General features: G+C 54.7%; 23 protein-coding genes. 14 read left to right on the top strand and 9 right to left on the bottom strand.

Annotated features, from left to right (window positions below; translation table 11 throughout):
- The first annotated feature begins 46 nt into the window (after nt 1-46).
- Nucleotides 47-1,144: a chorismate synthase gene (gene aroC, locus IB237_RS03300; RefSeq protein WP_192487164.1), complete on the top strand. Its 1,098-nt coding sequence runs from the start codon at nt 47-49 to the stop codon at nt 1,142-1,144.
- 10 nt (nt 1,145-1,154) lie between these two features.
- Nucleotides 1,155-2,264, top strand: coding sequence for a 3,4-dihydroxy-2-butanone-4-phosphate synthase (ribB, locus tag IB237_RS03295; RefSeq protein WP_192487163.1), 1,110 nt, complete (start codon nt 1,155-1,157; stop codon nt 2,262-2,264).
- A gap of 32 nt (nt 2,265-2,296) precedes the next feature.
- Here the strand turns inward: ribB and IB237_RS03290 are convergent, their stop codons facing one another.
- Nucleotides 2,297-3,490: a winged helix-turn-helix domain-containing protein gene (locus tag IB237_RS03290; RefSeq protein ID WP_192487162.1), complete on the bottom strand. Its 1,194-nt coding sequence runs from the start codon at nt 3,488-3,490 to the stop codon at nt 2,297-2,299.
- A gap of 154 nt (nt 3,491-3,644) precedes the next feature.
- Between IB237_RS03290 and IB237_RS03285 the strand changes: the two genes are divergently transcribed.
- From IB237_RS03285 to dxs, 7 genes are all read left to right on the top strand, one after another.
- Nucleotides 3,645-4,325, top strand: coding sequence for an energy-coupling factor ABC transporter ATP-binding protein (locus IB237_RS03285; RefSeq protein WP_192487851.1), 681 nt, complete (start codon nt 3,645-3,647; stop codon nt 4,323-4,325).
- Nucleotides 4,322-4,954, top strand: coding sequence for an energy-coupling factor transporter transmembrane protein EcfT (locus IB237_RS03280; protein WP_192487161.1), 633 nt, complete (start codon nt 4,322-4,324; stop codon nt 4,952-4,954). Before IB237_RS03285 ends, IB237_RS03280 begins: the two co-directional genes overlap by 4 nt.
- Nucleotides 4,955-4,958: 4 nt before the next feature.
- Entirely contained in the window at nt 4,959-5,522 is a 564-nt protein-coding gene (locus IB237_RS03275; RefSeq protein WP_192487160.1) for a biotin transporter BioY, read from the top strand.
- 46 nt (nt 5,523-5,568) lie between these two features.
- Nucleotides 5,569-6,504: a histone deacetylase family protein gene (locus IB237_RS03270; RefSeq protein WP_192487159.1), complete on the top strand. Its 936-nt coding sequence runs from the start codon at nt 5,569-5,571 to the stop codon at nt 6,502-6,504.
- A 2-nt stretch (nt 6,505-6,506) separates the two neighbouring features.
- Nucleotides 6,507-6,761 carry an exodeoxyribonuclease VII small subunit gene (locus IB237_RS03265; protein WP_192487158.1) on the top strand — a complete coding sequence of 85 codons (255 nt, stop codon included), beginning with the start codon at nt 6,507-6,509 and terminating at the stop codon, nt 6,759-6,761.
- 126 nt (nt 6,762-6,887) lie between these two features.
- Nucleotides 6,888-7,811 carry a pirin family protein gene (locus IB237_RS03260; RefSeq protein WP_192487157.1) on the top strand — a complete coding sequence of 308 codons (924 nt, stop codon included), beginning with the start codon at nt 6,888-6,890 and terminating at the stop codon, nt 7,809-7,811.
- Between the two features lie 101 nt (nt 7,812-7,912).
- Entirely contained in the window at nt 7,913-9,832 is a 1,920-nt protein-coding gene (gene dxs, locus IB237_RS03255; RefSeq protein WP_192487156.1) for a 1-deoxy-D-xylulose-5-phosphate synthase, read from the top strand.
- A 328-nt stretch (nt 9,833-10,160) separates the two neighbouring features.
- On the opposite strand, the gene IB237_RS03250 is transcribed toward dxs, so the two are convergent.
- A complete protein-coding gene (locus tag IB237_RS03250; protein ID WP_192487155.1) occupies nt 10,161-12,185 on the bottom strand; it encodes a methyl-accepting chemotaxis protein in 2,025 nt (674 codons plus the stop codon).
- Between the two features lie 336 nt (nt 12,186-12,521).
- Here IB237_RS03250 and IB237_RS03245 point away from each other — a divergent pair, with 336 nt between their 5' ends.
- Both IB237_RS03245 and IB237_RS03240 read left to right on the top strand, forming a co-directional pair.
- Nucleotides 12,522-13,274: a TlyA family RNA methyltransferase gene (locus IB237_RS03245; RefSeq protein ID WP_192487154.1), complete on the top strand. Its 753-nt coding sequence runs from the start codon at nt 12,522-12,524 to the stop codon at nt 13,272-13,274.
- Entirely contained in the window at nt 13,271-14,521 is a 1,251-nt protein-coding gene (locus IB237_RS03240) for a class I SAM-dependent RNA methyltransferase (protein ID WP_192487153.1), read from the top strand. The genes IB237_RS03245 and IB237_RS03240 overlap by 4 nt, the downstream gene beginning before the upstream one ends.
- Nucleotides 14,522-14,557: 36 nt before the next feature.
- On the opposite strand, the gene IB237_RS03235 is transcribed toward IB237_RS03240, so the two are convergent.
- The 6 genes from IB237_RS03235 to IB237_RS03210 all read right to left on the bottom strand — a co-directional run bounded on the left by IB237_RS03235 (nt 14,558) and on the right by IB237_RS03210 (nt 19,692).
- Nucleotides 14,558-14,872 (bottom strand): hypothetical protein, encoded by a 315-nt coding sequence (locus tag IB237_RS03235; protein ID WP_192487152.1) that lies wholly within the window; start codon nt 14,870-14,872, stop codon nt 14,558-14,560.
- An 89-nt stretch (nt 14,873-14,961) separates the two neighbouring features.
- Nucleotides 14,962-15,720 (bottom strand): crotonase/enoyl-CoA hydratase family protein, encoded by a 759-nt coding sequence (locus IB237_RS03230; RefSeq protein ID WP_192487151.1) that lies wholly within the window; start codon nt 15,718-15,720, stop codon nt 14,962-14,964.
- Between the two features lie 202 nt (nt 15,721-15,922).
- Nucleotides 15,923-16,420, bottom strand: a complete 498-nt coding sequence (locus tag IB237_RS03225; protein WP_192487150.1) for a BA14K family protein — start codon at nt 16,418-16,420, stop codon at nt 15,923-15,925.
- 215 nt (nt 16,421-16,635) lie between these two features.
- The gene (locus tag IB237_RS03220) at nt 16,636-17,187 is read right to left on the bottom strand and encodes a BA14K family protein (protein ID WP_192487149.1); all 552 of its coding nucleotides are present in this window, start codon (nt 17,185-17,187) and stop codon (nt 16,636-16,638) included.
- A 179-nt stretch (nt 17,188-17,366) separates the two neighbouring features.
- Nucleotides 17,367-18,440: a hybrid-cluster NAD(P)-dependent oxidoreductase gene (locus tag IB237_RS03215; protein WP_192487148.1), complete on the bottom strand. Its 1,074-nt coding sequence runs from the start codon at nt 18,438-18,440 to the stop codon at nt 17,367-17,369.
- Nucleotides 18,441-18,447: 7 nt separating this feature from the next.
- Nucleotides 18,448-19,692 (bottom strand): SRPBCC family protein, encoded by a 1,245-nt coding sequence (locus IB237_RS03210; RefSeq protein WP_192487147.1) that lies wholly within the window; start codon nt 19,690-19,692, stop codon nt 18,448-18,450.
- Between the two features lie 316 nt (nt 19,693-20,008).
- Here IB237_RS03210 and IB237_RS03205 point away from each other — a divergent pair, with 316 nt between their 5' ends.
- From IB237_RS03205 to IB237_RS03195, 3 genes are all read left to right on the top strand, one after another.
- Nucleotides 20,009-20,620: a DUF6656 family protein gene (locus tag IB237_RS03205; RefSeq protein WP_192487146.1), complete on the top strand. Its 612-nt coding sequence runs from the start codon at nt 20,009-20,011 to the stop codon at nt 20,618-20,620.
- A gap of 89 nt (nt 20,621-20,709) precedes the next feature.
- Nucleotides 20,710-21,690 carry an L-threonylcarbamoyladenylate synthase gene (locus IB237_RS03200; protein WP_192487145.1) on the top strand — a complete coding sequence of 327 codons (981 nt, stop codon included), beginning with the start codon at nt 20,710-20,712 and terminating at the stop codon, nt 21,688-21,690.
- Nucleotides 21,691-21,721: 31 nt separating this feature from the next.
- Nucleotides 21,722-23,155, top strand: a complete 1,434-nt coding sequence (locus tag IB237_RS03195; RefSeq protein WP_192487144.1) for an FAD-binding oxidoreductase — start codon at nt 21,722-21,724, stop codon at nt 23,153-23,155.
- 19 nt (nt 23,156-23,174) lie between these two features.
- Here IB237_RS03195 and IB237_RS03190 read toward each other — a convergent pair whose 3' ends face one another.
- On the bottom strand, nt 23,175-25,760 hold the full coding sequence (locus IB237_RS03190; RefSeq protein ID WP_246787621.1) for a DUF1217 domain-containing protein: 2,586 nt from the start codon (nt 25,758-25,760) through the stop codon (nt 23,175-23,177).
- Between the last annotated feature and the right edge of the window lie 147 nt (nt 25,761-25,907).

The raw sequence follows: 25,907 nt of genomic DNA, 5'->3' as shown, positions 1-25,907 counted from the left end.
ACAATGCGCCCTTCACAAACGGTCGCGATTGCCTTGGTCTGAATACATGTCGCACAATACTTTCGGTCATCTTTTCCGCGTTACCACCTGGGGCGAGAGCCACGGTCCAGCCTTGGGATGTGTCGTTGATGGGTGCCCTCCCGGCGTCCGTTTTACCCAGCGTGACATTCAGGATTATCTCGACAAGCGCAAACCCGGCCAAAGCCGTTTTGTGACGCAGCGTCGTGAAGACGATATCGTCAAGATACTCTCCGGCGTGATGCTGGATGAGGATGGCGAAACATTCATTTCCACCGGCACTCCAATTTCCATGCTGATCGAAAATACCGATCAGCGCTCGAAGGATTACGGCGAAATTGCCCGCCAGTATCGTCCGGGGCACGCCGATTACACCTATGATCTGAAATACGGCATTCGTGATTACCGTGGTGGTGGCCGCTCGTCGGCGCGTGAAACGGCAGCCCGTGTGGCGGCCGGTGGTCTGGCGCGAAAAATTCTGCCGCAGGTCACTGTGCGTGGCGCACTGGTGCAGATCGGCAAACACAAGATCAACCGCGATAACTGGGACTGGAACCAGATCGACCAGAACCCGTTTTTCTGCCCTGACGCAGAGATGGTTCCGGTTTGGGAAGACTATCTCGACGGCATCCGCAAAGCCGGTTCCTCGATTGGTGCGGTTGTCGAAGTGGTCGCTGAAAATGTGCCGGCCGGATTGGGCGCGCCAATCTATGCCAAGCTCGATCAGGACATCACCAGCAATCTGATGTCGATCAATGCCGTAAAGGGTGTCGAGATCGGTGAAGGTTTTGCCTCTGCCGAACTGACCGGTGAAGAAAATGCCGACCAGATGCGAATGGGCAATGACGGCAAACCGATATTCCTGTCCAACCATGCTGGCGGTATTCTCGGCGGCATCTCTACCGGTGAACCGATCGTTGCGCGGTTTGCCATCAAGCCGACCTCCTCCATTTTGACCGAGCGTCAGTCGATTGATGCTGACGGTAAGAACGTCGATCTTCGTACCAAGGGCCGTCATGACCCCTGCGTCGGTATTCGCGCCGTACCGATTGGCGAGGCGATGGTGGCATGCACTGTTGCCGATCATTATCTGCGGGATCGTGGCCAGACCGGCCGTCTGAAGTAAGGAACTGAACATGGCCTATGATCAAAAGCGTGTCGTTGAAGCAATCCGCGCCTTCGAAGCCGGTGAGATCGTTGTTGTCATGGATGATGATGATCGTGAAAACGAAGGTGACCTGATCGTTGCTGCCGTGCATTGCACGGCGGAAAAAATGGCCTTCATCGTGCGCCACACCTCCGGTATTGTTTGTGCGCCCATGCCACGTGAGGAGGCGAAACGCCTGAACCTCAATGCGATGGTGGCAGAAAACGATAGCGCCCACACCACGGCCTTTACGGTTTCCGTCGACTTCAAGCACGGCACCACGACCGGTATTTCTGCCGATGACCGCACATTGACGGTTCGCAACCTTGCCAATCCCAATGTCGGCGCTGCCGACTTTACTCGCCCCGGCCACATATTCCCGCTGGTGTCGCGTGAAGGCGGCGTTTTGATGCGCTCCGGCCATACCGAAGCAGCCGTTGATCTGTGCAAGCTAGCGGGCCTGCCATTGATTGGCGTGATCAGCGAGTTGGTCAATGATGACGGCACCGTCATGCGTGGCCCGCAGGTTTCAGCTTTTGCCGAGACCCATGGCATGAAGCAGGTTTCGGTTGCCGATCTCATCGCTTATCGCCAGCGCAAAGAAACGCTGGTGGATATGGAATCTGAATTTACCATCGATACGCCCTACGGCCCTGCAAAGGCACAGACCTATTCGCTGCCTTGGGACCCGATGCAGCACATGGCGATTATCTTTGGTGATATCCGTGACGGCGTCGATATTCCGGTGCGTCTGCATCCTGAAAATGTTGCTGACGACATTTTCGGCAACAAGCAGCCGGTGCAGCACTATATGCAAAAAATTGCTGAACAGGGCCGCGGCGTCATCGTTTACCTGCGTGAAGGCTCTGTCGGTGTTGGTCAGGCAAGTGACCCAAGCCGTAACCGCAAAAAGACAGCCATTGACGAGGATCATGCACAGGCTCGTTCACGCGAACATGAGTGGCTGGAAATTGGTCTCGGCGCGCAAATCCTCAAAGATCTCGGCATTAGTTCGATCAAGCTGCTGGCCAGCCGTGAGCGTCACTATGTTGGCCTTGAGGGTTTTGGTATCAATATCTCAGAGACCGAAATCTGTTGATTGCAGAGTTTTAGATTATGGGTGAAAGGGGATCATTCCCCTTTCCAGCCATCCAGATAATTGACGCTCTCGACACCGGTAAACCGTGCCAGCCGTTTCAGTTCGGCGTCCAGCTTATCAAAGCGCCCGGCAGAACCGCGTACCCCTGGCTCCAGCCATAGACGCTTTACGTCCAACGTTCCGCGCTTGCGATCCGCCTTCATATCGATGCGGCCGATCATCTGGTCCTTTTCCAGCAACGGAAACACGTAATAACCGTATTGCCGTTTGGGTTCGGGAACGAACACTTCGATACGATAGAAAAACCCAAACAGTCGTTCCGCCCGAGCACGGTCGCGCAGCAAGGGGTCGAAGGGGCTGAGGACACGAATGCCGCTTGGCGGCTCAGGCACTGCCTGCAAATCATCCTCAATGTCACGGAAGGCGACGCAGGCGCGCAGTTTTTTGCCATCGGCTGATGCGAGGGTCACATCGGTCAATTCATCCCGGTGGCTGTCAACCCAGGCCTTAGCTTCCTGCGGTGTTACGATATCCCAGAAGGCAGCGATTTCGCCCGAGGTTGCGAAACCAAGCCGTTTCAGTGCCTCGCGGCAGGCCCAGTCAAGAAACGCATCATGATCGACATCCGATTCGTGGTGATCAGGGTGCAATACCCGTTCCGTCAAATCATAAACCTTCTGGAAGTTCACCCGGCCAGAAATCGACAGTTTGCCGGTATGCCACAGAAATTCCAAGGCGGTTTTGGAAGGATGCCAGTTCCACCACCCGCCCGACTTATGATCCTCGGCCTTCACGTCACGTGACATGACCGGACCGTTTTGCACAATCCGTGCGTAGGTTTCGTCAACAGCCTGACGGAACCCCTCGCCTTGCCATCTTGTCCAGCGCTCAATCATACCCGGTTCGCGGCGGCGGAAACGGTGCTTCCAGTAGGGAAAAAATCGAGCCGGCAGGATGGAGGCGTCATGCGTCCAATGCTCAAACAGCAACCGATCCTTTTCCAGAAGTTCGGTCAGATGTTTGGGTTTGTAGGTGCGGTTGCGTGAAAAGATGATCTGATGGTGGGCGCGCTCGACGGTGGCGATACTGTCCACCTGAACGAAGCCGATATTATCGACAAGCTGCAACAGGCCTTGTTTGTCCATGGCACGTGCGGGCGCGACACAAAGCCCCTGCCTTGCCAGAAACAACCGTCGTGCCATCTGATTTTCAATCTCAATCGCCATGGTCAAAACGTTAGTGCGATAAAATCTGAAAATCAATGTTCTTTTTTTGTTCCTAATCATCACCACTGCTGAACCCTTTACAGGTTCGCCGTGATGCTCCAAACGTTCCGCGTGACCTTGAACAAGAATGATCGTATTTCAGGAGACGTGGCGGTTGGACATCTGCTTTAACCAGGCGGGCGCACGGTTTGAAAACCGCACTGCCCTTCACCCTCTGAGCCTGACGCTGAACGAACATCGTATCGGTATTATCGGGTTGAATGGTTCCGGTAAAACCACCTTTGCCCGCATGATCAACGGGTTGACCAAACCAACAAGCGGCACCGTCACGGTCAATGGGCTCGATACCGTCAAGGACGAGGCTGCCGTTTTGCGGCAGGTCGGCTTTATCTTTCAGAACCCGCAAAATCAGATCATCCTGCCCATTATTCGCGATGACATTGCTTTCGGGTTGAAAAACCGCGGACTGAGCAAGGCGGCCTTGGATGCCGCAGTTGAAGCCGTTTTGCAGCGTCTTGGCATAGAACATCTGGCAAACCGCCGCGCCCATGAGATTTCCGGTGGCGAGTTGCAGCTGGTGGCTCTGGCCGCATTGACGATAACGGGCCCCCAGATCCTGATCATGGATGAACCGACCAACCAGCTTGATCTGAAGAACCGTGCACTTGTGGAAAAGACCATGGCTGGGCTGGAGCAGGACTTGATCGTCATAACCCATGACCTTGCTCTGCTGGAAACCTTCGATCGTGTGCTGGTATTCAATCAGGGTAGTCTGCACGCCGATACGTCACCCGGTACTGCCATCAGCCTCTACCGCGAATTGGCCTTGTCATGAGAAGCCTGCACGTTGAGGGAACCGGCTGGCTTTACCGTTTGTCGCCACGCGTCAAACTGATTTCGCTTGCCCTGTTCAGCATTGCACTTTTCATGACGCGCGATCCCTTTCTCTTGGCCTTCGGGCTACTGGTGGGTGGTGGCGTTTTGTGTCAGGCACATCTGGGTTTGAAAGAAACCATATCGCGTCTGCGGCCGGTCATGCTGACGATTGCGGTAATCGCCTTTTTTAGCTTCATGTTTGCCTCACCACTGGAAGCCACCATTGCCCTTTTTCGTCTGACTGCGCTCACGCTCTTAGCAACCGCGATAACGGCAAGTGTCAGTATCTCGCAGTTCATGGACGAAATCACGCTAGCCATTCGTCCGCTGGAAAAACTGGGACTGGCCAAGGCTGCCGACATCGGACTTGCGGTTGGGCTGGTTATTCGTTTCGTACCAGAGGTCATTCACCGCTACGAGTTGTTGCAGGACGCCCATCGGGCACGCGGAATACGGGCGAAATTGCACACGATCCTTGTTCCGCTGATTATTATGACGTTGAAGGATGCCGATGCGATTGCCGACGCCATTGACGCGCGCGGTTTCAGAGGCCAAACCTCATCTCCTGATATTTTGAGGGGAGACTAAACCCATGAAGACCCGTGACCTCGTTCTTATTGCGTTGTTTTCAGCGATCATCATTGCGCTTGGATTGCTGCCGCCAATTCCGGTCGCCATTATCCCCGTTCCAATTACGGCGCAATCGCTCGGTGTGATGCTAGCTGGTGTCGTACTCGGCGCAAAACGCGGCACGCTGGCTGTGCTATTGACGATCCTGATTGCCGCCATCGGCCTGCCGGTGCTGTCGGGCGGTCGTGGTGGCCTGTCGATCTTCAACACACCCACAACCGGTTATCTGATCGGCTGGATCTTTGCCGCTTTCGTCACCGGTTATCTCTCGGAGAAACTGGTCAATCGTCAGCAGTCCGGTCTGGTCCAAGGCGTTGGTTTCTTCATTGCCAGCGTCACCGGCGGTGTTGCGGTGCTTTATGCTTTCGGTGTGCCCTATCTGGGTTACGCGGCAGGCACGGGTCTGGAAAAAGCTTTCTTGGGTTCGCTGGCTTTCATTCCAGGTGACGTTCTCAAAGCAGTTCTGGCGGCACTTGCCGGTCGTGCAGTTCTCGCGGGTTATCCTCTTTTGCCACAACGCGTCTGACCGCTTTTTTCAGCTTCACCTTTTTTAAAAGACACCTGGATAGACCATGGCCACACGTCTTTACGAACATCCCATTTTTCTCGAACACCTGACACCGGAGGGGCACCCTGAACGCCCCGATCGGTTACGGTCGCTCAACATTGCGCTGGAGCACCCGAATTTCGGTGGCCTCGAGCGCAAGCAGGCGCCACAGGCCAATGAGGATGCGGTGCTTCTGGCACATCCGGAAGAACATCTTCTGAGCGTGATGCGGGAAATTCCGGAAGAGGAAGGCCGTATCAACCGTCTTGAGGCCGACACCTATGCTTCACCGAAAAGCCTTCAGGCCGCATTGACCGGCATTGGCGCGGCTATGGCGGCGGTGGATGATGTGTTTTCCGGCGCCGCCGATAACGTGTTTGTGGCATCACGCCCTCCCGGCCACCATGCCGAGACGTCAAAAGCCATGGGTTTTTGTCTGTTCAACAATGCCGCTATCGCCGCACGCCACGCACAGAAAGTGCATGGTGCTGAACGCGTGGCCATTGTCGATTGGGACGTTCACCATGGCAACGGCACACAGGATATCTTCTGGGAAGATACCTCCGTGCTGTTTTGCTCTACCCACCAGATGCCACTTTATCCGTGGAGCGGTGACAAGAACGAAACCGGCGTGAAGAACAACGTGGTCAATGCGCCTCTATCTCCCAACACCGGCAGCGATCATTTCCGTGAGGCGTTCAAATCCCGCGTCTTGCCAGCGATCTCCGATTTTTCGCCGGACCTCATTATCATCTCTGCCGGCTTTGATGCGCATTATCGCGATCCGTTGGCACATATCAACCTGGTCGGTGATGACTTCGACTGGGCAACGGGCCGACTTCTGGAGATGGCCGACAAATATTGTCAGAACCGGGTCGTCAGCCTGCTTGAAGGTGGTTATGATCTGGAAGGGCTGGCGGAGTCGGCGGCCATGCATATTTTGAGAATGATGAAGGGTTAAATATGACGGACACGACCAGCGCAACCGATGTTAGCAGCTACTCTTTCGAGAAAGCTGTCGCGGAACTGGAAAGCATCGTGGCCCGTCTTGAACGCGGTGATGTTGCACTTGATGATTCCATCAAGATTTACGAACGTGGCGAAGCCCTGAAAAAGCATTGCGAGAACCTCCTGACCGCCGCAGAAAAGCGCATCGAAAAAATCCGCCTTGATCGGAATGGTGCACCACAAGGTGTTGAGCCGCTCGACGGCGAATAAGTCGTTCAAGCGGATTTCCGCTTTAAGTTGATCCATTCAAAAACAGTACACGCTGTTCACAAGACGTGCTCTGCCAATTCCGCTCATCTGTGCTAGTTTGCTGGGAAATAAGAAGGAAAATACACGATGTCCTTTTTTCCTGGGAATGATCCAGCCGCCGGTGATGCATTCAGTTGCGACGCGATCGAAAACCTGATCATTCCACGCTCGAGTGATATTGGCGGCTTTGCCGTGCGACGGGCACTGCCCACCCGCCAGAGACGCCTTGTCGGGCCATTCATCTTTTTTGACCGTATGGGCCCTGCCATTTTGAAAGCCGGTGAAGCGCTGGATGTGAAGCCGCACCCGCATATCGGCCTTTCGACTGTCACCTATCTGTTTGACGGCGAGATCAAACATCGCGACAGCCTGGGGACCGAACTTGTCATTCGCCCCGGCGATATCAATCTAATGACGGCCGGTCGCGGCATCGTGCATTCGGAGCGCACACCGGAGAACCTGCGCGGGCACCCGCTGTCTATGTCCGGCTTGCAGACATGGCTGGCGCTGCCCGATCATCTGGAAGAAATGGCACCGGCCTTTGCCCATACCGGGCGCGAACACATGCCTGATATTGATGTCAAAGGCGTATCCGGCCGTGTAGTGGTTGGTGGGATGGGTGGGCTGGTTTCGCCAGTTACAACCTATTCCGATACACTTTACGCTGATATCAGCCTCGAGCCGGGCGTCACATTCCCGTTCGATGCAACGCATGAAGAGCGGGCGATCTACATTCTTTCCGGCTCTCTGGATGTTGCTGGCGATATTTTCGCCGCCGATCAATTGCTGGTATTTCGCCCCGGCGACAATATAACGCTGAAGGGCGGACAGACAGGCTGTCATATCATGCTGTTTGGCGGGGCTGCCCTCAATTCCAAACGATATATATGGTGGAACTTCGTTTCTTCATCAAAAGAACGTATTGAACAGGCCAAGGAAGAGTGGAGAACCGCCCGGTTTGACATTGTTCCGGGTGATGAAGAAGAGTTTGTTCCTTTGCCGCAAGGTTGACATTTTGTAGAAGTGGACCAATTGCTCAGACAGAATTTCGCAATACATGGATTTGCGATAATTTATCTGCTGCTGGAGCCATCTGAATAAAGGCCGGACGATTGACCGTATTGCCAGAAACACCATTGCTTGACCGGGTGCATTTTCCATCCGATCTGAAAACGATTGAAGACCGCGACCTGCCCCAACTGGCACGGGAACTTCGCGATGAAATGATCGATGCCGTCTCCCGTACCGGTGGCCACCTCGGTGCTGGCCTTGGTGTAGTTGAGCTGACCATCGCTATCCATAAGGTTTTCAACACGCCTGAAGACCGGCTTATCTTCGACGTCGGCCACCAGTGTTATCCGCACAAGATCCTGACCGGTCGTCGTGACCGTATTCGCACGCTGCGTCAGGAAGACGGTCTTTCTGGTTTTACCCGCCGGGCCGAAAGCCAATATGACGACTTTGGTGCAGGTCACTCGTCCACGTCGATTTCAGCCGGTCTGGGCATGGCTGTGGCAGCCGAACTCGACAAAAGCGACCGCAAGGTCATTGCCGTGATCGGTGACGGCTCAATGTCTGCCGGCATGGCCTTTGAGGCGCTGAACAATGCCGGTGCACTCGATGCGCGCCTGATCGTTATTCTGAACGACAACGACATGTCTATTGCACCGCCGACCGGTGCGATGAGCGCCTATCTGGCGCGTCTGGCGTCTGGCCGCACCTATATGGGCATCCGTGATTTCGGGAAGAAGCTGACCGCCTATCTCGGCAAGACCATTGACCGTGCCATTACACGGGCAGTCACCCACGCCCGCGGTTATGTAACTGGTGGCACGCTGTTTGAAGAGCTTGGTTTCTACCATATCGGCCCGATTGACGGTCATTCCTTTGACCATCTGTTGCCGGTGCTGCGCAATGTGCGCGACAACCAGCAAGGCCCTGTGCTCATTCACGTCGTGACACAAAAGGGCAAGGGCTACGCCCCTGCCGAAGCCGCCGCAGACAAATACCACGGCGTCAACAAGTTTGACGTCATTACTGGTGCGCAGGCCAAGGCCAAACCCAATGCGCCGAGCTACACCAGCGTATTTGCTGAAGCGCTGGTGCAGGAAGCGACGCTTGACGAAAAGATCGTTGGCGTTACCGCGGCCATGCCAAACGGCACTGGCCTCGACAAGCTGTCCGATCTCTTTCCGTCGCGGACCTTTGATGTCGGTATTGCCGAACAGCACGCCGTGACATTTGCAGCCGGACTTGCTGCGGATGGTTACAAACCGTTCTGCGCGCTTTATTCGACATTCCTACAGCGCGGTTACGACCAAGTCGTCCATGATGTTGCCATTCAGGGCTTGCCTGTGCGCTTCCCCATCGACCGCGCCGGGTTTGTTGGCGCCGATGGCCCAACCCATGCCGGTTCTTTCGACACCACATTCCTTGCTACCCTGCCCGGCATGGTGGTCATGGCAGCCGCTGATGAAGCCGAACTCAAACATATGGTGCGCACCGCTGCCGCCTATGATGAAGGTCCTATTTCCTTCCGTTATCCGCGCGGCGAAGGTGTGGGCATTGAAATGCCTACCCGTGGTGAAATCCTTGAAATCGGCAAAGGCCGTGTCATCAAGCAAGGCAGCAAGGTTGCCATCCTGTCATTCGGGACACGGCTTGCCGAATGCCTGATGGCGGCGGAAGATCTTGACGCCGCCGGACTTTCGACAACGGTTGCCGATGCACGATTTGCCAAGCCGCTGGATCTCGACCTTATCCGCCAACTTGCCAGCCATCATGAAGTCCTGCTGACCATTGAAGAAGGTTCTGCGGGCGGCTTCGGTGCTCATGTGCTGCATTTCATGGCCAGTGCCGGTCTCCTGGATACGGGCCTTAAGGTTCGCACCCTGACACTGCCAGATCAGTGGGTTGAACAGGCCAAGCCGGAAACCATGTATGCCAATGCCGGGCTTGACCGCGCTGGCATCGTCAACACTGTGTTCAAGGCGCTGGGCCAGGCACAGCCTGGTACGGGTTACGCCGGTTAACTCCGGCGTCCTATCCCTCTATCATGCCATGGATGACATGCGGGCACATCGTTTGCGAGGGGCAGAACGCCCCGCAATGTGCTTTAGCGCAAAGATAAAACCACCAGAGTTGATAGGTTAATATTGCAGCAAACGGGACGTCACACCCGGTGTTGCAGACATGTTCTCATGTCCAGGCAGGCTGTGCGAAACACTGAGCGGGGGTTTCGCACGGCTGCTTGAAAGCAGAAACACCGTGCCTCCTGTCGGACGCACGGCGTTGTCGGATTTTGTTATGGAAACCATGAGGCTGTAAGTGATTGCCTACAGCGCTTTCAGGAACCGCTTATCAGAATTCTGTCCAATCCTGCTCAGCGGCTTTGGCTGTGCTTTCTGCCGGTTTGGCGTTAAAGGCACGGGCCAATGTCTGTCCCAGAGAACGAGCTGGCGACGCAGCCGGACGCGACGTTTCAGTCGCGGCACTCGGGCCACGGCTTGTCACTGTTTTTCTGACCACTGGCTGAACCGGTGGACGCACCGACGACGACTGGCGGTGGGATGATGTTCCCGTTGCGGCAACGCGGTTGACGGCACCGATATTGAACTGGCCAAGCAACGTGTTCAGGCCTTCTGCTTCACGGGCCAGTGAATGGCTGGCTGCCGTCTGCTGTTCGACCATGGCAGCATTCTGCTGCGTGCCCTGGTCCATAGCATTGACGGCCGTGTTGATTTCCTGAAGGCCGGTGGACTGCTCGCGAGCGGCAACAACAATGGCGCTGACATGCGTACTGATTTCGGCAACGTCGGCAACGATCTTTTCCAGCGCCTTGCCAGTTTCATCAACGAGGTTCACACCGTTTTCGACCTGCTGGCTCGAAGCGGTGATCAGCGACTTGATTTCCTTTGCAGCATTGGCGGAACGCTGCGCCAGCTCACGAACTTCCTGCGCAACAACCGCAAAGCCCTTGCCTGCTTCACCGGCACGCGCCGCTTCAACACCGGCGTTGAGCGCCAGAAGGTTGGTCTGGAAGGCGATGTCATCGATTACACCGATGATGTTGCCGATTTCACCCGAAGACTTTTCAATTTCCTTCATGGCTTTGACGGCATTACGCACCACCACGCCAGACTTTTCGGCACCTTCACGGGTACGCTGTACTAAGTTGCCTGCTTCTTCCGCACCGCGGGCAGAATCGCGAACTGTCGTTGTAACTTCTTCCAGAGCAGCGGCCGTCTGTTCGATCGATGCAGCCTGTTGTTCAGTACGGCGGGAAAGGTCATCGGCAGAGGACAACATTTCAGCAGCGCCAGAGTTGATGGCGGAAGCATTTTCGCCAACCGAGCGCAGCGTCTGCTGCAGCTTTTCAAGCGAATTGTTGAAATCGTTTCTAAGCGAGTCCAGACGCGGGGCGAACTGCTTTTCAATACGATACGCGACATTGCCGTTGGAAAGAGCCGTCAGGCCATTTGCCAGTTCTTCAACTGCGACGTTGTTCTCAGCATCCTCGCGGGCCTTTTCAGCTTCGTTGCGGCGACGTTCATCGTCCGACGAAAGGCGCATTCTTTCGGTCTCGTCGGCAAGACGCAGCTTTTCGATACCGGCTTGTTTGAAGACCAGAACGGCCTGCGCCATTTTACCGACTTCGTCCTTGTGGTCGAGTGCCGGCACTTCGACAGTGTTGTCACCCTGTGCAAGGCGGCTCATCGATTCCGTCATCTGCACGATTGGCGTTGCGATAGCGCGTGCCAGAAGCAGGATCAAAGCAATGGCAATCACGCCAGCAACTGCACCGCCGCCAAGAAGCGCCATCTGCAGGTTAAACTGTGCGGCGTCCTGCGCCGCATAGTGTGATGCAGACAGTTCAGCAAGCTGCGATTTGATGGTCGCCGCATTGGTACGGAAGCCATCCAATTGACCCTTAGCCTGGTTACGGCCAATTTCGATGATCTCGGAAATCGGCGCTTCCGTCGTCTTGCGCGCAGCAATCTGTGGCTCGGCAAGCTGCTTGTGGAACACCGTTGCCGATGCTTCCATCGCGTCGATGGATTTAATAATCTCTGGCATACCGGCTGCATAAGTCCGGGCTTCATTGAGCTTATTCAGCATCAATTCGCGGTTGGCGAATACGTCATTATAGGTGCTGTCGCTGCGGAACAGCAGGAAGCCCCGCTGGTTGACGGCCTGCTCAAGCATTGCTGCGAGCGCCGCATCCACCGACTCCACGATCTTGTCTGTTTTAAACTGTTCAGAAGAGATACGTTTCGTGTCGAGTGTCTGCCAGAAAACCACGGCAGATGCCACAAGACAAATCCCCATCAAGGCGACGAAGGTTATGATCAGTTTCAAATTGATCGAGAAATTCTTCAAGGACATTGAATGCTCTTTCCGGAACAGTTGATGTATCAACAGCACCATGCCCGACGCTCAAGAACCCCGGTGTCGCAACATGGATTTTTAGAAAATGCCCTCATGGCAAATCGGCGGGATTAAAGGCAGCCAGCCAATCGCACCTTGCAGATAGCGCGTTTAAAATCACTTAATCGGCCGCGCAAAAGCACCCGGATTTCGCGTGTGCAGCAAAATTATAGGTCAGAACAAACCATTTGCGTTGCAAAGATGATGCCCATCACCGCCATATGGTTGTCAGATCAGTGCTCACCTCGACAAAAGGCTTGCGTTCAGGGCAGACCGCAGTCATTGACACTTCCCATGTCTCACTCAACAGAAACACAACGCCTAGACCAGTTGCTGGTGGCACTTAGTTTGTTCAGCAGCCGTTCGCGCGCGCGCGATGCCATTGAACGTGGCACGGTCAGCGTCAACGGGCAGGTGGTCACCAAACCAGCTGCGATGTTTGCAGCCAACGTGGCCATCAGCACCGCTGACCCTGCGCAGGACTATGTCTCGCGAGCAGCGCTGAAACTTGTGGCGGCACTCGACCATTTCAAACTCGATCCGCGCGGCCAGGAATGCCTTGATGTCGGTGCGTCGACTGGCGGATTTACCGAAGTGCTTCTTGAGCGCGGTGCAGCCCACGTGACGTCAATCGATGTCGGCCATGGCCAGATGCACGCCCGAATTGAACAGAACCCGTCGGTGACCAACATCGAAGGGCTCAATGCGCGTTACCTGACAGCGGAAGATATTTTCGACCGGCCGGTGACGTTTATTGTCTCGGACGTTTCCTTTATCTCGCTGAAGCTCGCACTTGCGCCTGCGCTGGAGCTTGCCGAAGCTGGCGCCCACGCAGTGCTGCTAGTCAAACCACAGTTTGAAGCGGGCAGAGATGCCATCAGCAAAGCCGGTCTGCTCAAGGCACCAGAAACCGCGCCTGATGTTGCACGCGAACTTGAGCGATGGCTGGTTGAGGACATGGGCTGGCTAAGCCTTGGCCTCATTCCCTCGCCTATTGCCGGAGGAGACGGAAACATCGAATTTTTGCTCGGAGGCCAAAAGCCATGACAACGCAAACGGTGAAAATCCAGAGCATGGGCGCGCAGGGCGACGGCATTGCACACTGTCCCGACGGCACCGTCTATGTCCCGTTCAGCCTGCCCGGCGAAACCGTCGCCATTGCGCGAGTTAAGGACCAAGGCACGATCATGTCGATTTCGGAAGCCTCTGCGCAGCGACGCGAACCGCTCTGTCGCCACTTCGGACCGGATGGTCAGGGAGGCACCTGTGGCGGCTGCTCGCTACAGCACATGGGTGATGAGGCCTATCACGAATTCAAACGCGATCTCGTCGTTTCTGCCCTGAAAGCCAAGGGCCTGGCACCTGAAGTGGATGCTCTGGTGACCTGTCAGCCCAAACAGCGTCGGCGCGCGGTCTTTGCTCTGCGCAAAACCGAAAAAAGCATGCTTCTCGGTTTCAGCCAGGCAGGTAGTCACCATATTGTCGATATTGCCGAATGTCCCGTCACTTCGGATGGCATTGTCAGCCGACTGAACGATCTTCGGGCCATTGGTACAGCCATGGTTCAGAGTGCCGAACCATTCCGCATGACGGTGCTGGAAAGCCTGTCGGGTCTTGATGTCGCGGTCGAGGGCATAAAATCCGTCAATGACAAACAGCGCCATGTGCTGACCCAGACCGTTTTGGCGATGAGAGGCATTGCTCGCGTTTCGTTGAATGGTGAAATCCTCATCGAACCGCAAAAACCGGCGCTAAAATTTGGCAAGGCCGAGGTTAATCCACCGCCCGGCAACTTCACGCAGGCAACCATTGCTGCTGAGAATGCGATGGCGGACATCGTGGTTGGCCATTTTGGCAAGGCCAAACGTGTGGTCGACCTGTTTGCAGGTTGCGGCACGTTCTCATTACGCTTGGCGGAAAAATCGCAGGTTCTCGCGGTTGAGGGCGATGACAAGGCCATCAAGGCACTGGATGCCGGTGCCCGCAAAACCCAGGGTTTGAAACCCGTCAAAGCCGAAAAACGTGACCTGTTCCGTCGGCCATTGATGACAAGCGAGCTCAAGATCTTTGACGCCGTTGTGTTTGACCCTCCACGGGCCGGTGCGGAAGCGCAATCGAAAGAGCTGGCACGCAGCACTATCAAAAAAATCGCTGCGGTCAGCTGCAATCCGCTGACGCTGGCGCGCGATCTGTCCATTCTGGTAGAAGGTGGCTACCGCATCGTGCGCGTTGTGCCTGTGGACCAGTTCCTGTGGTCACCCCATGTGGAAGCGGTGGCGCTGCTCGAAAAATAGGGTGAGCGCAGCAAGCTCACCCCCAAAGATCTCTTTTTACCAGACTGGCTGAAGGTTGCCGCTCCCGACAATACCTGGGCAACGGCAGCGCCCGCCTGCCCGGCCGGTTTCGACACGGCAGACGTAGGGTTGCGAGCGTCGTGCGCTTTCTGGCGGCGTGATCACGCAGGCAAAACGTGCGCGGTTGTTTTTTTGACGGTCTGGGCGTGACTGTGAAGAGTTAAAATCCATGTTCTGAGACTGCGCCAGCAAAACATCACTGTTTGGCGCAGCAGACATGGCTGGCATCTCACGGCTTTCGGCGGCTGTGGTGATCAGCAGCGCCATGCAGGCAAGGGCAATATTACGCATTACATTGGTTCCCGAATAACCGATCATCCTGGCTTCAACTGCCGTTTAAGCGTTTGGTTGCCAGCGGCATTCTTTTACAGCCTTCAGCATTAACGGCGCATGAAAGCCTCAAAGGCAGCCCGCGCTTCTGCACTTTTCAGGCGAGAACTGAAATGAGCAAATTCCTCATCCATCCGTTGGAGTTTTTCCTGTTCGCTGCCGCGCAACAAGTCGCGCGCGATACGCAGAGCCTGTGGTGGCTTGGCAGCAAGTTTGCGGGCAATTTCCAGCGTTTCCGATTCCACGTTTTCCGGCTCAGTGACTTTCCAGATCAGCCCCGCTTCCAAGGCCTGTTTTGCCGAAAATCCCTCCCCTGCCACCAGCAACGCAAAAGCACGTTGGTGACCCATAACGCGTGGTGCAAGCAGACTGGACGCGGCTTCTGGCACCAGCGCCAGATCGACGAAAGGCGTTTTGAACAGGCTGCGTGACGATGCGACCGTCATATCGCAATGCAGATGTAGCGTCGTGCCGATGCCAATCGCCAAACCATCAACACCGGACACCAAGGGCTTTTTCGCTTCCGCCAGCGCTTTGATAAACTCAAAACCGGCAGGCGGTTCCGTTACCTGCCCCATGCCATAGGTCAAGAAGTCGGCCATGTCGTTGCCGGCCGAGAAACAGCCTTCCGTGCCGAGAAAAACAACAACCCGCACGCCCTCGTCTTCATTGGCGAAATTCAGTGTTTTCACGATGCGTCGATACATTGCCTGCGTTATCGCATTTTTTTTCTCAGGCCGGTTAAATCGAATGACGAGAACGCCTGATCCGTCTTCAGACTTTTCCACCACGATATGGTTATCCTGCACGGCATTCCTCCCACGACCTTACAGACCACGTTTTCACGTTTGGTTTTCAGAAATAATTTATTTTTACGTAAACGTCAATTTGCTGATGAGATTGAATTCCCATGGAGCACCAATGGCTGTCGAGCCAATGCATCAAGCACAAAACAAAACTCCGCCCGGTTTGAAACCGGACGGAGCTTGATAGACATTTCTAGGATACAGATCAGAAATACGGCGACAGGCACTGACGGCGTAGGCCGTAATTTGGCTGGAACGTATTGCTGTAGGAATCATAAGACCGGTAACGGGCCGAGCACCAGTCGTAATGACGCGGATTGATATTGCCCGTAGGAACCGGGCGATAAACTGGTTCCGGGCGATAGACTGGCGCAGGACGATAGACCGGGGCCGGTCTATACGTCGGAGCAGCCATAGCGCCGCCAATCACCGCACCCGCCGCAAATGCAGCAAGCGGGAACCAGTAACCGTCATGGTGACGATAGCCCTGACGCGGCTCGCGATAACCGCGATAACCGTTGTAATAACCACGACGAGGGCCGCGATCATAGTCGCGGTAGTATTGGACATTGACCACGTCGGGGTTAACGCTGGGCTGGCTTGGAACCACCGGCAGCGGCATGGCTTGCGCCGGTGCGATCGCTGTTAGTGCAACAAGTGCAGCAAAACCGGCACCGGCAATTTTCTTGAGGTAGTTACTCATCTGACTTCTCCCTACTCTGGGCAAGTCTGCACCAGCAGAGCGATAAACGTTATTTGTTCCACCGAACTACATCTGCACCACGCAGGTATATTCCGGAATTTATAGTACGAACATATTTCAGTTCGCATGAACCCAGCATTAACGAATGGAATTGCGGGAAAACCCTTTTTTTCAAAAATTAACCCGCGATTGAATCGCGGGTTAACAAGAGTTTCTTATCGGCCGTAAGGCGATACACACTGAGCCCGTGGGCCGTTGTAGGGCTGATAAGTGTTGTCGTAAGCGCGGTAGGATCTCCACCGGTTGGCGCACCAGCTTGTGTGGCTGTTGCCATAAGATGGCTGGCCCTGCTGTACAGCACCGCCGATAATGGCGCCCGCTGCAAAAGCGGCTAGAGGAAACCAGTAGCCATTGTGATAGCGATAGCCTGGACGTCTATCAGAATAGCCGCGGTGGCCATTGTACCAGCCATAACGATCTCTGCTTGGCCGACTATCCCAGCGATCACGGTCTCTTACGCGTGGTCCATCCCAACGGTCACGGGGGGAAACATCTCGACCGTGCCTTGGCAAATATCTCGGAACATCTACAATGTTGCCGTTTCGATCACGACCGAGACGTTGAAAGTTATCATTTACCTGAACTATCGGGGGCTGGTTTGCGCCTGAGTGCGGCACCGGTAGCATCTGGAATGCCTGAGCCGGAATAATGCTGCTCATGCACATAACGATTGCCGTAGCAACGCTTGTCGTACGAAATCGCATCATGGGTATTCCTCCATAGTAAATCGTCAATGACGAAACGAAGTTTTTTTGAGGACATGCACTTACCAGACGACGATCGCAGGGAGTACACTAACTTCAAATTCAACTATAGAGGAAACGAGTTTGATAGGACTTTGTTCCGCACGACCGCGGTGCTCAAAGTAAAATTCAGGTGATTGTATTCAGACCTCGACTTTTACATCACCCAGCGGTCGTGAGCAGCACGCAAGAATATAACCTTCTTCGATCTCCTCATCGAGAATGCCTCCATTATGGGCCATATCGACCTGACCGGAAAGTTTGAGCACCCGGCAGGTTCCGCAAATACCGGATTCACACGCTGCCCCTATACGAACACCAGCGGCACGCGCGGTGGTCAGAATTGTCTGTCCCGGCTGGCAGAAGGCTTCTTTGCCGGCAAGCGTGAAGGTGACTGTGGCCAGCACCTCACCATCTGCACCTGCGATAATTTCAGCCAGAGGCGGCGGCGCGGCCGGAGCAAAACTTTCCTGATGGTACCGGCTCATGTCGAAACCGGAGGCTTCCAGCAACGAGCGTACCGCTGTCATGAACGGTTCCGGCCCGCAACAAAACACTGTGCGATCCATGAAATCAGGTGCAAGAAGAGCAATCTTGGCTTTGTCCACCATGCCCTTAAGGCCAGACCAGAGATCTGTGCGCCCGCAATTTTCGACGATGAAGCCGAGCGACAGTTTTGGCATAAAACGTGCCAGATATTCCAGCTCGTGCCGGAACACGATATCGGAGGGCGAGCGAGAGCAGTTTAGGAAGGCGATATCGCTTTGCGGTGCGCGATCACTCATGTCGCGGACCATCGACATCATCGGTGTGATACCGGAGCCCGCCGAGATGAACAGATATTTGTCGCCGGGGTGTTTCACATAGGAAAAATCACCAAATGGCCCCAGCGCCCGAAGCTTCATGCCCGGTTTGAGGTTATCAAACATCCAGCGCGTGCCGATACTATTGGCCTGCGCCTTCACCGTCACCGACAATGCAAAGGGCCGCGAGGGGCTGGATGACAGTGTGTAGGTGCGCAACAGCACCTCGTTGCCGACAGGAAGCTCCAGCGTCACAAATTGACCCGGCATGTAACGAAACCAGTTCGGCTCTTCCGAGCGGAACAGGAACGTCATCACATCTGCAGTTTCCGGTGTGACGGAAAGGCATTCAAGAAGGTGGAGCTTGTCGCTCCACGGCTTCATTTCGTCGAGATGTTTATAAGAGAGCACCATGTTCACGTCAGGCAACCACTGCGAGTTTTGCCTTGTCACCCTGCAGGCGATCAATCATGAAATCCGCATACCAGTTGACGAATTGCATGACACCGCCTTCATGAACCATGGAGTAGGGTCCGGGCTCATAGGCAGGTGAGCGAATACCAAATGCATTTTCTTCCACGATCTGGCGATCCTGATCATTGGTCTCGTTCCAGACGTGGGTCAGTTCCTCGATATTGTAATCCACCCCTTCAACCGCATCCTTGTGCACCAGCCATTTGGTAGTGACCATGGTTTCCTCGGGCCCGAGGGGTAACACGCGGAAGGAAATCGAGTGATCGCCCAGGAAGTGGTTCCATGTCGTTGGATAGTGGAACAGCAGCAATGCGCCGATATGGCTGATCGTGACGTCATCCGAGAGCTGGCGTCGCACCGCACGCTTGCCAGACATGGTGTAGCTTTCCGCATCGCCAATCAGCGGCATACGAGCGACACGGAACTGTCCACGCGGATCAATCTGGAAACGGCTTGGAAGACCTGCATCCTCGCACCGTGACCAATGTCCGCCAATTTCAGGATCATCAGCGCCGCCATCCGTGCCTGTTACACTCGGGTTTTCCGGGTAGGTACGGCACAGTTCCGGGTGGTTTGCCGCGCAGTGGTAACATTCGCGGTTGTTTTCCCACACCAGCTTCCAATTGCCCTTCTCAATGATCGTGCTTTCATGGGCGATCTTCGCATCGGCGATGCGATGCGGGGCGATGTAGCCCTCGACCTGCGCACGCACCAGCGAGAAATCAAGCGGGTTTTCGGCAAGACAGATGAAGATGTAACCGGCGACACTTTCGCAGGCGACCGGCTTAAGGCCAAATTCGCTCTTGTCGAAATCATCGCCCATATGGCGGGCAAACAGCAGTTTGCCATCCAGATCATAGGTCCATTGGTGATATGGGCAGACGAGACGTGCCGACTGCCCCTTATGGCTGGTGCAGACCCGAGAACCGCGGTGGCGACAGGAGTTATGGAAAGCGCGTATGACACCATCTTTGCCGCGCACGATGACCACGGCATAATTTCCGATTTGAACGGTGAAATAATTGCCAGCCTTCGGCGCTTCGCAATCATGTCCGATAAACAGCCAATCGCGGTACCAGATTGTTTCCATATCAAGCTGGAAATAATCCTTGTCGATGTAAAATGGCTGCTCAAGACTGAAGCCTTCCCGACGGTTCTTCAGTTGGCGCAAAACGGTGTCACGCAAATCCATGGCCACATTCCTCATTGGCAAAACAGAATGTCGAAGAGGCACTCCAACTGCTGTTTCAACGGTATGTGAACATCTAATCACGCCTGAAAGGGCGCAGGTGCGCAAACAGCGACATGGTTTTCCGCATTGGCGACAATTTGCGACATGGCCAAACAATGCCGTGATCTACATCATTGTTTATAATCAATAGTTTAATTTGATTTCCGACACACGAAGTCGCAACCAGACATGCCACCTGTGAAGAAAATCGCCGGAAACCGTGTATTAACTCCTTAAATATAAACTGATGTCCCAGTGACCATGGAGAACCTGTCGCGTGGAACAGGGAACACGTATCCGTTATTACGACGCCAGTGCGCGCAAGAAGGCCCCTGCCCGTGCGCGCAATATGCATTCGGAATTCCTGCGGACCGGGCGCATCCTGCGTTACGAAGAACGCTGGTTGCCCGAAGAAAAGCGTTACATGACGCATGACGAGGTTGCGGACCGAACCGGCCGTAAGCTCGAAACGGCGGGATACAAGACGCACTCCCACCTCAACAATTTCCACCGGTCGATCCAATTCCCGAGCATGATCTTTCACAAGACGCTCGAAGACAGCCCACATCTTGGCTACTGCCACGTGACTGCGTCGAAAACCAGTTTCGACATGCGCCGACAGATCCTTTGGTCGTTCTATTTTGCGAATTTTTTCGCGGAAATCGGTGGTGAGAAGGACGGTTTCTTCGTTGAGATCGATCCACGCTATTCCCGCATGTATTTTGCCATCGCGATGAATGCGGTCAACGGCCACAGCGTTGAGATCGATCGTTCGGTTCACAAGGACGGTCTGCTGTTTCGCACGCATGACCCCAAGGTCGCGTTGAAAAACGTACTGACGCTTGGTGCGCGTACGGAAGAAATGCGCAAACTCATCATGGCAATGTAAACAGACCGCCCGTGGCGCAATGATAATGTGCGCTTCACAGGCGGACCTAAAATGCGCTATGCACCACACCACAGGAACGGTGCATTTAGATGGCTCGGCATATCAATATCCATATACATCCCCAGGAAGCCCTTGAGGTTGCCTCCGCAATTCTCGGCGACGGTTACCCTGTGGCAATTCCAACGGAAACCGTTTACGGCCTGGCTGCCGATGCGACTAATCCCGCAGCGATTACACGCATTTACGAGACCAAGGGCCGCCCACGTTTCAATCCATTGATCTGCCATATGTCTGATCTTGAGATGGCGCAGCGCTACGCAAAGTTCGACGACTTGTCTCTTGCGCTGGCGAAGGCTTTCTGGCCAGGCCCGCTAACCATCGTTTTGCCGTTAAAAGACAACAGCGGCATTCATCCACTGGCCACTGCCGGTCTCGATACGGTCGGTATTCGTGTGCCGCAGGGTTTTGCCGGTGAGCTTATCAAGACATTTGATCGACCGCTGGCTGCACCAAGCGCCAACAGCTCCGGAAAGATCAGCCCCACAAGTGCGTCGCATGTCGAAGATGATCTGGGCGAAAAAATCAAGCTGGTGCTGGACGCAGGTTCCGCCGAAGTTGGCGTCGAATCCACCATCATCAAAGTTGAAGACGACGGCAGTTTGCGACTGTTACGGCCGGGCGGTCTTGCCTCACAGGACATTGAACGGGTTGCGGGCAAAAAATTGTTGCGGTCCAAAACGGCATCGCCAGCCATTGAAGCACCGGGCATGCTGGCCTCCCACTATGCGCCGGGTGCGGCCGTGCGTCTGCAAGCCACGTCGGTTGACGCAGGCGAAGCCCTTATTGCCTTCGGTGAAATCGCGCCGCTGCAGGGACAGGACAAAGCCCAGGTCGTTCTCAACCTTAGCCCGTCTGGTGATCTGGCCGAGGCCGCTACAAATCTTTTCGGATATCTCAAACTGGCGGATGCCAGCGGGGCAGCCAGCATCGCGGTTACCGCCATTCCGCGGCATGGCCTCGGTGAAGCGATCAATGATCGACTGGCACGAGCCGCCGCACCCCGTTCATAAGATCCAGCAATCTCCACGATAAAGGTGAAAGATGACTGTTGCCGCTTTTTCAGACGATCTCATTGCACAGTTCACAGCCATTGTCGGTGCAAGCCACGCCATTCGCGATCAGGCCGAACTCGCGCCGCGCCTTGTCGAAAACCGTGGTCTTTACCAGGGCACATCGCCCTTGCTGCTGAAACCTGCTTCGACAGAAGAAGTTGCCGAGATCATGAAGCTGGCGAGCAAAACCGGCACGGCCATCGTTCCACAAACCGGCAATACCGGCCTTGTTGGCGGTCAGACTCCACGGGCCGGAGCCTGCGATATCATTCTGTCACTGGAACGTATGAACAAAGTGCGTGAAATCGATGCCGTGGCCAATGTCATTGTTGCCGACGCCGGCTGCATCCTTGAAGACATTCATACGGCAGCCGACGGTGTAAACCGCATGTTTCCGTTGACGCTGGCATCACAGGGGTCCTGCCGCATCGGCGGCAACCTCGCCACCAATGCCGGTGGCACTGCCGTTCTGGCGTATGGCAATACGCGCCAGCTTTGCCTTGGCCTCGAGGTGGTTTTACCGACAGGTGAAATCTGGAACGGTCTTCGCAAGCTGAAAAAAGACAATACGGGTTATGATCTGCGGGATCTGTTCATCGGCTCGGAAGGTACGCTTGGGGTCATTACCGCCGCCGTTTTGAAACTGTTTCCCAAACCGCTCGGCCATCAGGTTGCTTTTGTCGGCTTGGCGAGCCCTGATGCTGCCTTGACGCTGTTTGAAAAAGCAACCAGCCTGTGCGGGTCTGCCCTTACCGGCTTTGAATTGATGCCGCGCCTCGGTGTTGAGTTCACGACCAAACACATTCCCGGTGTCAGGGATCCGCTGGCACGGCCACATGCCTGGTATGTGCTGATCGATATCTCGACATCCGACTCCAGCGATGCAGCCGATGCGATGATGCAGGTCCTGCTGGAGCATGGCCTGGAAAACGGTATCGTTGAGGATGCCGTCATTGCGACATCAGACGCACAACGTCAGGCAATCTGGCATATGCGTGAAAGCATGTCGGAAGCGCAGCGCCCAGAAGGCGGTTCGATCAAACACGACGTGTCAGTGCCGGTTTCCAGCATCCCGGAATTTATGGCAGCGGCAGAGACGGCTGTTTTGCAGGTTATTCCTGATGCCCGTATCTGCGCCTTCGGCCATATGGGTGATGGCAACATCCATTATAATATTTCCCAGCCAATTGGAGCAGACAAGGCAGAATTCATTGGTCGCTGGCGCGAGGTCAATGCCGTCGTGCATCAGCTGGTACTGTCTTGTGGCGGGTCAATCTCGGCTGAACACGGCATTGGTCAGCTGAAGCGCGACGAACTTGCCCATATCAGGGATGGTATCGAGATCGATCTCATGCGGCGCATCAAGTCCGCTTTTGACCCTGCCGGCATCATGAACCCCGGCAAGGTCATAGCGACGCCATAACAGGCACCGCCTGTTGCGATTACCGCGACGAACCGAGCGTTGCTACCGCCATCAACGTGTCGACGCTGATAGTTGTCGACCCGCTGAACATGGCCAGTGTCGGATTGTAGCTTCCATTGACCATGTCATACATGACGGTGAAGCGTGAGATCAGCTTCTTGACCTTTTCTTCGTCCTGAAAGTCCTCGATGTCGAAGTATTTCTTCATCATCGTCACCTGCGTATCGACTTCCGCATTGGCCATTTCATCAGGAATTTCGAAGGTCGTCGTAATGAACTTCTGAAGCGCTGTATCGCCAAGAATGGTGTAATAGGACGTCGTATCCTTGGCCATACGCTGGAAATACAGCGCAAGACGAACACCGGCATTGTCTTCACCCGCTTGGGTTTCCAAGGTCTGCTGCAGATAGTTGTCGAGCGTCTCATAAAGACCGCTACGGTTTTGAATGGAGGCGCGGTCCTCGCGCATCAGGTTACCTTCTGTGTCAAAATTGAAGGAGGTTACCAGCCTGCGGAAAGAGGTGTCGGCTTCCGTATTGATGTAGCTTTTCGGATCGTCCAGATCGGACGTGAAAATCTTGTAGAGTTGTTCGGTCGTGACGCTGGCCGGATCAATGTCGAAAGCTTCCATCGCAAAGGCCAGCAGTCTGGCATTGCCCAGCAAGTCCTTGAGGGATTTGATCTTCTGAATTTCTTCCGTGTAATATTCGGACTCTTTTTTCGCGAGGGTCTTTTCGTCTTCGGTGCCGAATGCCGAACGACCGTTGATATAGGCGGCCGCCACGGTCTGTACGTCAAGCTCCGACTGGGCGAGAACCGGCGCGCCTATTGTGCCATCCGACTTGAAGTTGAAAAGCTCCGCCAGCTTGACGTAGCGTTCGTCCTTCAGGGTGTAGACAAAGCTCTTCGGGTCCTGAAGGTCGCTTTTCAGTACTTCTTTAATGGTGCGTTCGCTTTCCGTGTTCGGATCGAGACCAACAGCCTTAAGTGCATAGCTATAAACGCTGGTGTTGGTCATAAAGGTCGACAGCGACGTGACCGTGGCAATCTGGGTCTTGAACGAAGCAAGGGCCTTTTCGTCGGCAGCTTCATCCTTGTCATTATGGTAGCTCATATAGCCCATATTGGTAATACGGCTCTGTTCAGACGTCTGTGGCAGAGTGCCGTCGGCAAGCGTACCATCCGACTGGAAATTGAATGCGTTTCTCAACGCAATATACCGCTCGTCATTTTTGCCGACTGTTGCGATATAATTGGTCGGGTCGCTCAGGTCGGCCGTCAGAATGTTCTTGATCGTTGCCGGCATGATCGTCGCATCAGTCAGGTTAAACGCAGTCTGGATATAGGCCAGAAGGCGTGCGTCACCGGTCACACCACCACCGCCAGCAATCTGTTCGACCGAGGTGATCGTGTTGATCTTGCTCAGAAAGTAATCTCGCTCCAGTTCGGCCTTGGCGATAGTTGAACGAGGGTTGGTCAGGATATAGGCGTTGTTCATCACCAGACGGTTTTCTTCCGTCTGGGCACTGCCTGGGGCTACGGTGCCATCGGCGTTGAAATCAAACGCATCGGCAAGGGCACGGAAGACATCCAGATCAGAATTGGTCTTCGTCAGCGTGGTCTTTTCGGCATTCAACTTCGTGGTCAGGGCCGTTGTCTCAGTGCCAACGGCTGGAAGACGGGTGTTATAATCGTCAATCAGCGCCTGATTGGTGGTGATTGCAGCTTGCGCTGCATCACGGTCGGTAACGCTGACCTTGCTCCACACGCTGGCGAGCTGAGTTTTTAGATCTTCGATCTTGGCAGTTAGTGTTTCCTCGTCACCGCCATTGTCCAGTTCCTCCTGTGCCGCATCAATCTGCACCTGAAGGGCATCACCCTTGGTAATCGCGCTATTGAGGTCACTGACCTTGGTGATGGCTGTGGCACGCCCGGTGATTTCGGTCAGCGTGGTGTTAATCTCGGCCAGACGTGTGGCATTGGCGCCGTATTTAGCGCCGTAGGTAATGTTGAAATAGCTGTTGGGATCATCTGTATCGCTGGTCAGCAATCCCCTGATGTTGGCATAGGAGAAATACTGCTGATCAATCCCGAAGACACTGAGCGTATAGGAGCGAAGGCGCTCGTTCTGCATAAGCTTGTCGACGTTATCAATCGTCTTGATCATCACATTGTAATAGCGATTTTCTTCGGTAATCGCCGAGTCCGCATCCGCAACATTGGTGTTGTAGAGGCCGATCATCGCTTCCAGCTGCGAATCCGACTGCAACGTGCTGGTGGGTGTGCTGAAATTGAACGCCTCAGCAAACTGGCGGTAACGAGTGTCGGTGAGCTTGTTGGCAAAGCTGTTTGAATCATTCAGGTCGCTCTCAAGCACTTTCTTCATAAACGCCTTGGCATAGCTCATGTCGGACAGACCGAAGGCTTCCATGGCATACGTATAGAGCTGGTAATTATCCAGAAACTCATCGACGGTTTTCACCTTGCCGATGTTCTCCTTGTAATACTCGGTTTGCCGGGCGGTCATGTTTTGCTGGGCAACGCGTGACAAACTGGTTTTCATGTCCCGGTTTATCAAATCGTAGCTGAGATAAGTCGACACCATTGCGCGTATTCCTTCGCGTAAATTCCACCGCAAAACAAAACCAAGCAATTCCGTCCGATAAAATCGCACAGAACTCCGAGATTGGCAAAATGCCCGTGTAGCCTTGCCCGGAGCTTGAACCATGGGACCTCTGCCGTGGCCAATTGG

This window comes from Agrobacterium sp. AGB01, from assembly GCF_014851585.1.
Classification (GTDB): Bacteria; Pseudomonadota; Alphaproteobacteria; order Rhizobiales; family Rhizobiaceae; genus Agrobacterium.
The sequence above is the reverse complement of the archived record's forward strand: the minus strand, read 5'-3'. Positions and strand labels throughout refer to the sequence as shown.

Bases quoted from the DNA above. Each gene is read 5' to 3' on its own strand.
- ribB (WP_192487163.1), top strand. From the start codon at position 1,155: ATGGCCTATGATCAAAAGCGTGTCGTTGAAGCAATCCGCGCCTTCGAA.
- IB237_RS03215 (WP_192487148.1), bottom strand. From the start codon at position 18,440: ATGGTGCTCTCTTATAAACATCTCGACGAAATGAAGCCGTGGAGCGAC.
- IB237_RS03190 (WP_246787621.1), bottom strand. From the start codon at position 25,760: ATGGTGTCGACTTATCTCAGCTACGATTTGATAAACCGGGACATGAAA.
- IB237_RS03280 (WP_192487161.1), top strand. From the start codon at position 4,322: ATGAGAAGCCTGCACGTTGAGGGAACCGGCTGGCTTTACCGTTTGTCG.
- IB237_RS03270 (WP_192487159.1), top strand. From the start codon at position 5,569: ATGGCCACACGTCTTTACGAACATCCCATTTTTCTCGAACACCTGACA.
- IB237_RS03260 (WP_192487157.1), top strand. From the start codon at position 6,888: ATGTCCTTTTTTCCTGGGAATGATCCAGCCGCCGGTGATGCATTCAGT.
- IB237_RS03290 (WP_192487162.1), bottom strand. From the start codon at position 3,490: ATGGCGATTGAGATTGAAAATCAGATGGCACGACGGTTGTTTCTGGCA.
- aroC (WP_192487164.1), top strand. From the start codon at position 47: ATGTCGCACAATACTTTCGGTCATCTTTTCCGCGTTACCACCTGGGGC.
- IB237_RS03220 (WP_192487149.1), bottom strand. From the start codon at position 17,187: ATGATGCGATTTCGTACGACAAGCGTTGCTACGGCAATCGTTATGTGC.
- IB237_RS03195 (WP_192487144.1), top strand. From the start codon at position 21,722: ATGACTGTTGCCGCTTTTTCAGACGATCTCATTGCACAGTTCACAGCC.
- IB237_RS03210 (WP_192487147.1), bottom strand. From the start codon at position 19,692: ATGGATTTGCGTGACACCGTTTTGCGCCAACTGAAGAACCGTCGGGAA.
- IB237_RS03265 (WP_192487158.1), top strand. From the start codon at position 6,507: ATGACGGACACGACCAGCGCAACCGATGTTAGCAGCTACTCTTTCGAG.
- IB237_RS03200 (WP_192487145.1), top strand. From the start codon at position 20,710: ATGGCTCGGCATATCAATATCCATATACATCCCCAGGAAGCCCTTGAG.
- IB237_RS03275 (WP_192487160.1), top strand. From the start codon at position 4,959: ATGAAGACCCGTGACCTCGTTCTTATTGCGTTGTTTTCAGCGATCATC.
- IB237_RS03225 (WP_192487150.1), bottom strand. From the start codon at position 16,420: ATGAGTAACTACCTCAAGAAAATTGCCGGTGCCGGTTTTGCTGCACTT.
- IB237_RS03245 (WP_192487154.1), top strand. From the start codon at position 12,522: ATGTCTCACTCAACAGAAACACAACGCCTAGACCAGTTGCTGGTGGCA.
- IB237_RS03240 (WP_192487153.1), top strand. From the start codon at position 13,271: ATGACAACGCAAACGGTGAAAATCCAGAGCATGGGCGCGCAGGGCGAC.
- IB237_RS03235 (WP_192487152.1), bottom strand. From the start codon at position 14,872: ATGCGTAATATTGCCCTTGCCTGCATGGCGCTGCTGATCACCACAGCC.
- IB237_RS03250 (WP_192487155.1), bottom strand. From the start codon at position 12,185: ATGTCCTTGAAGAATTTCTCGATCAATTTGAAACTGATCATAACCTTC.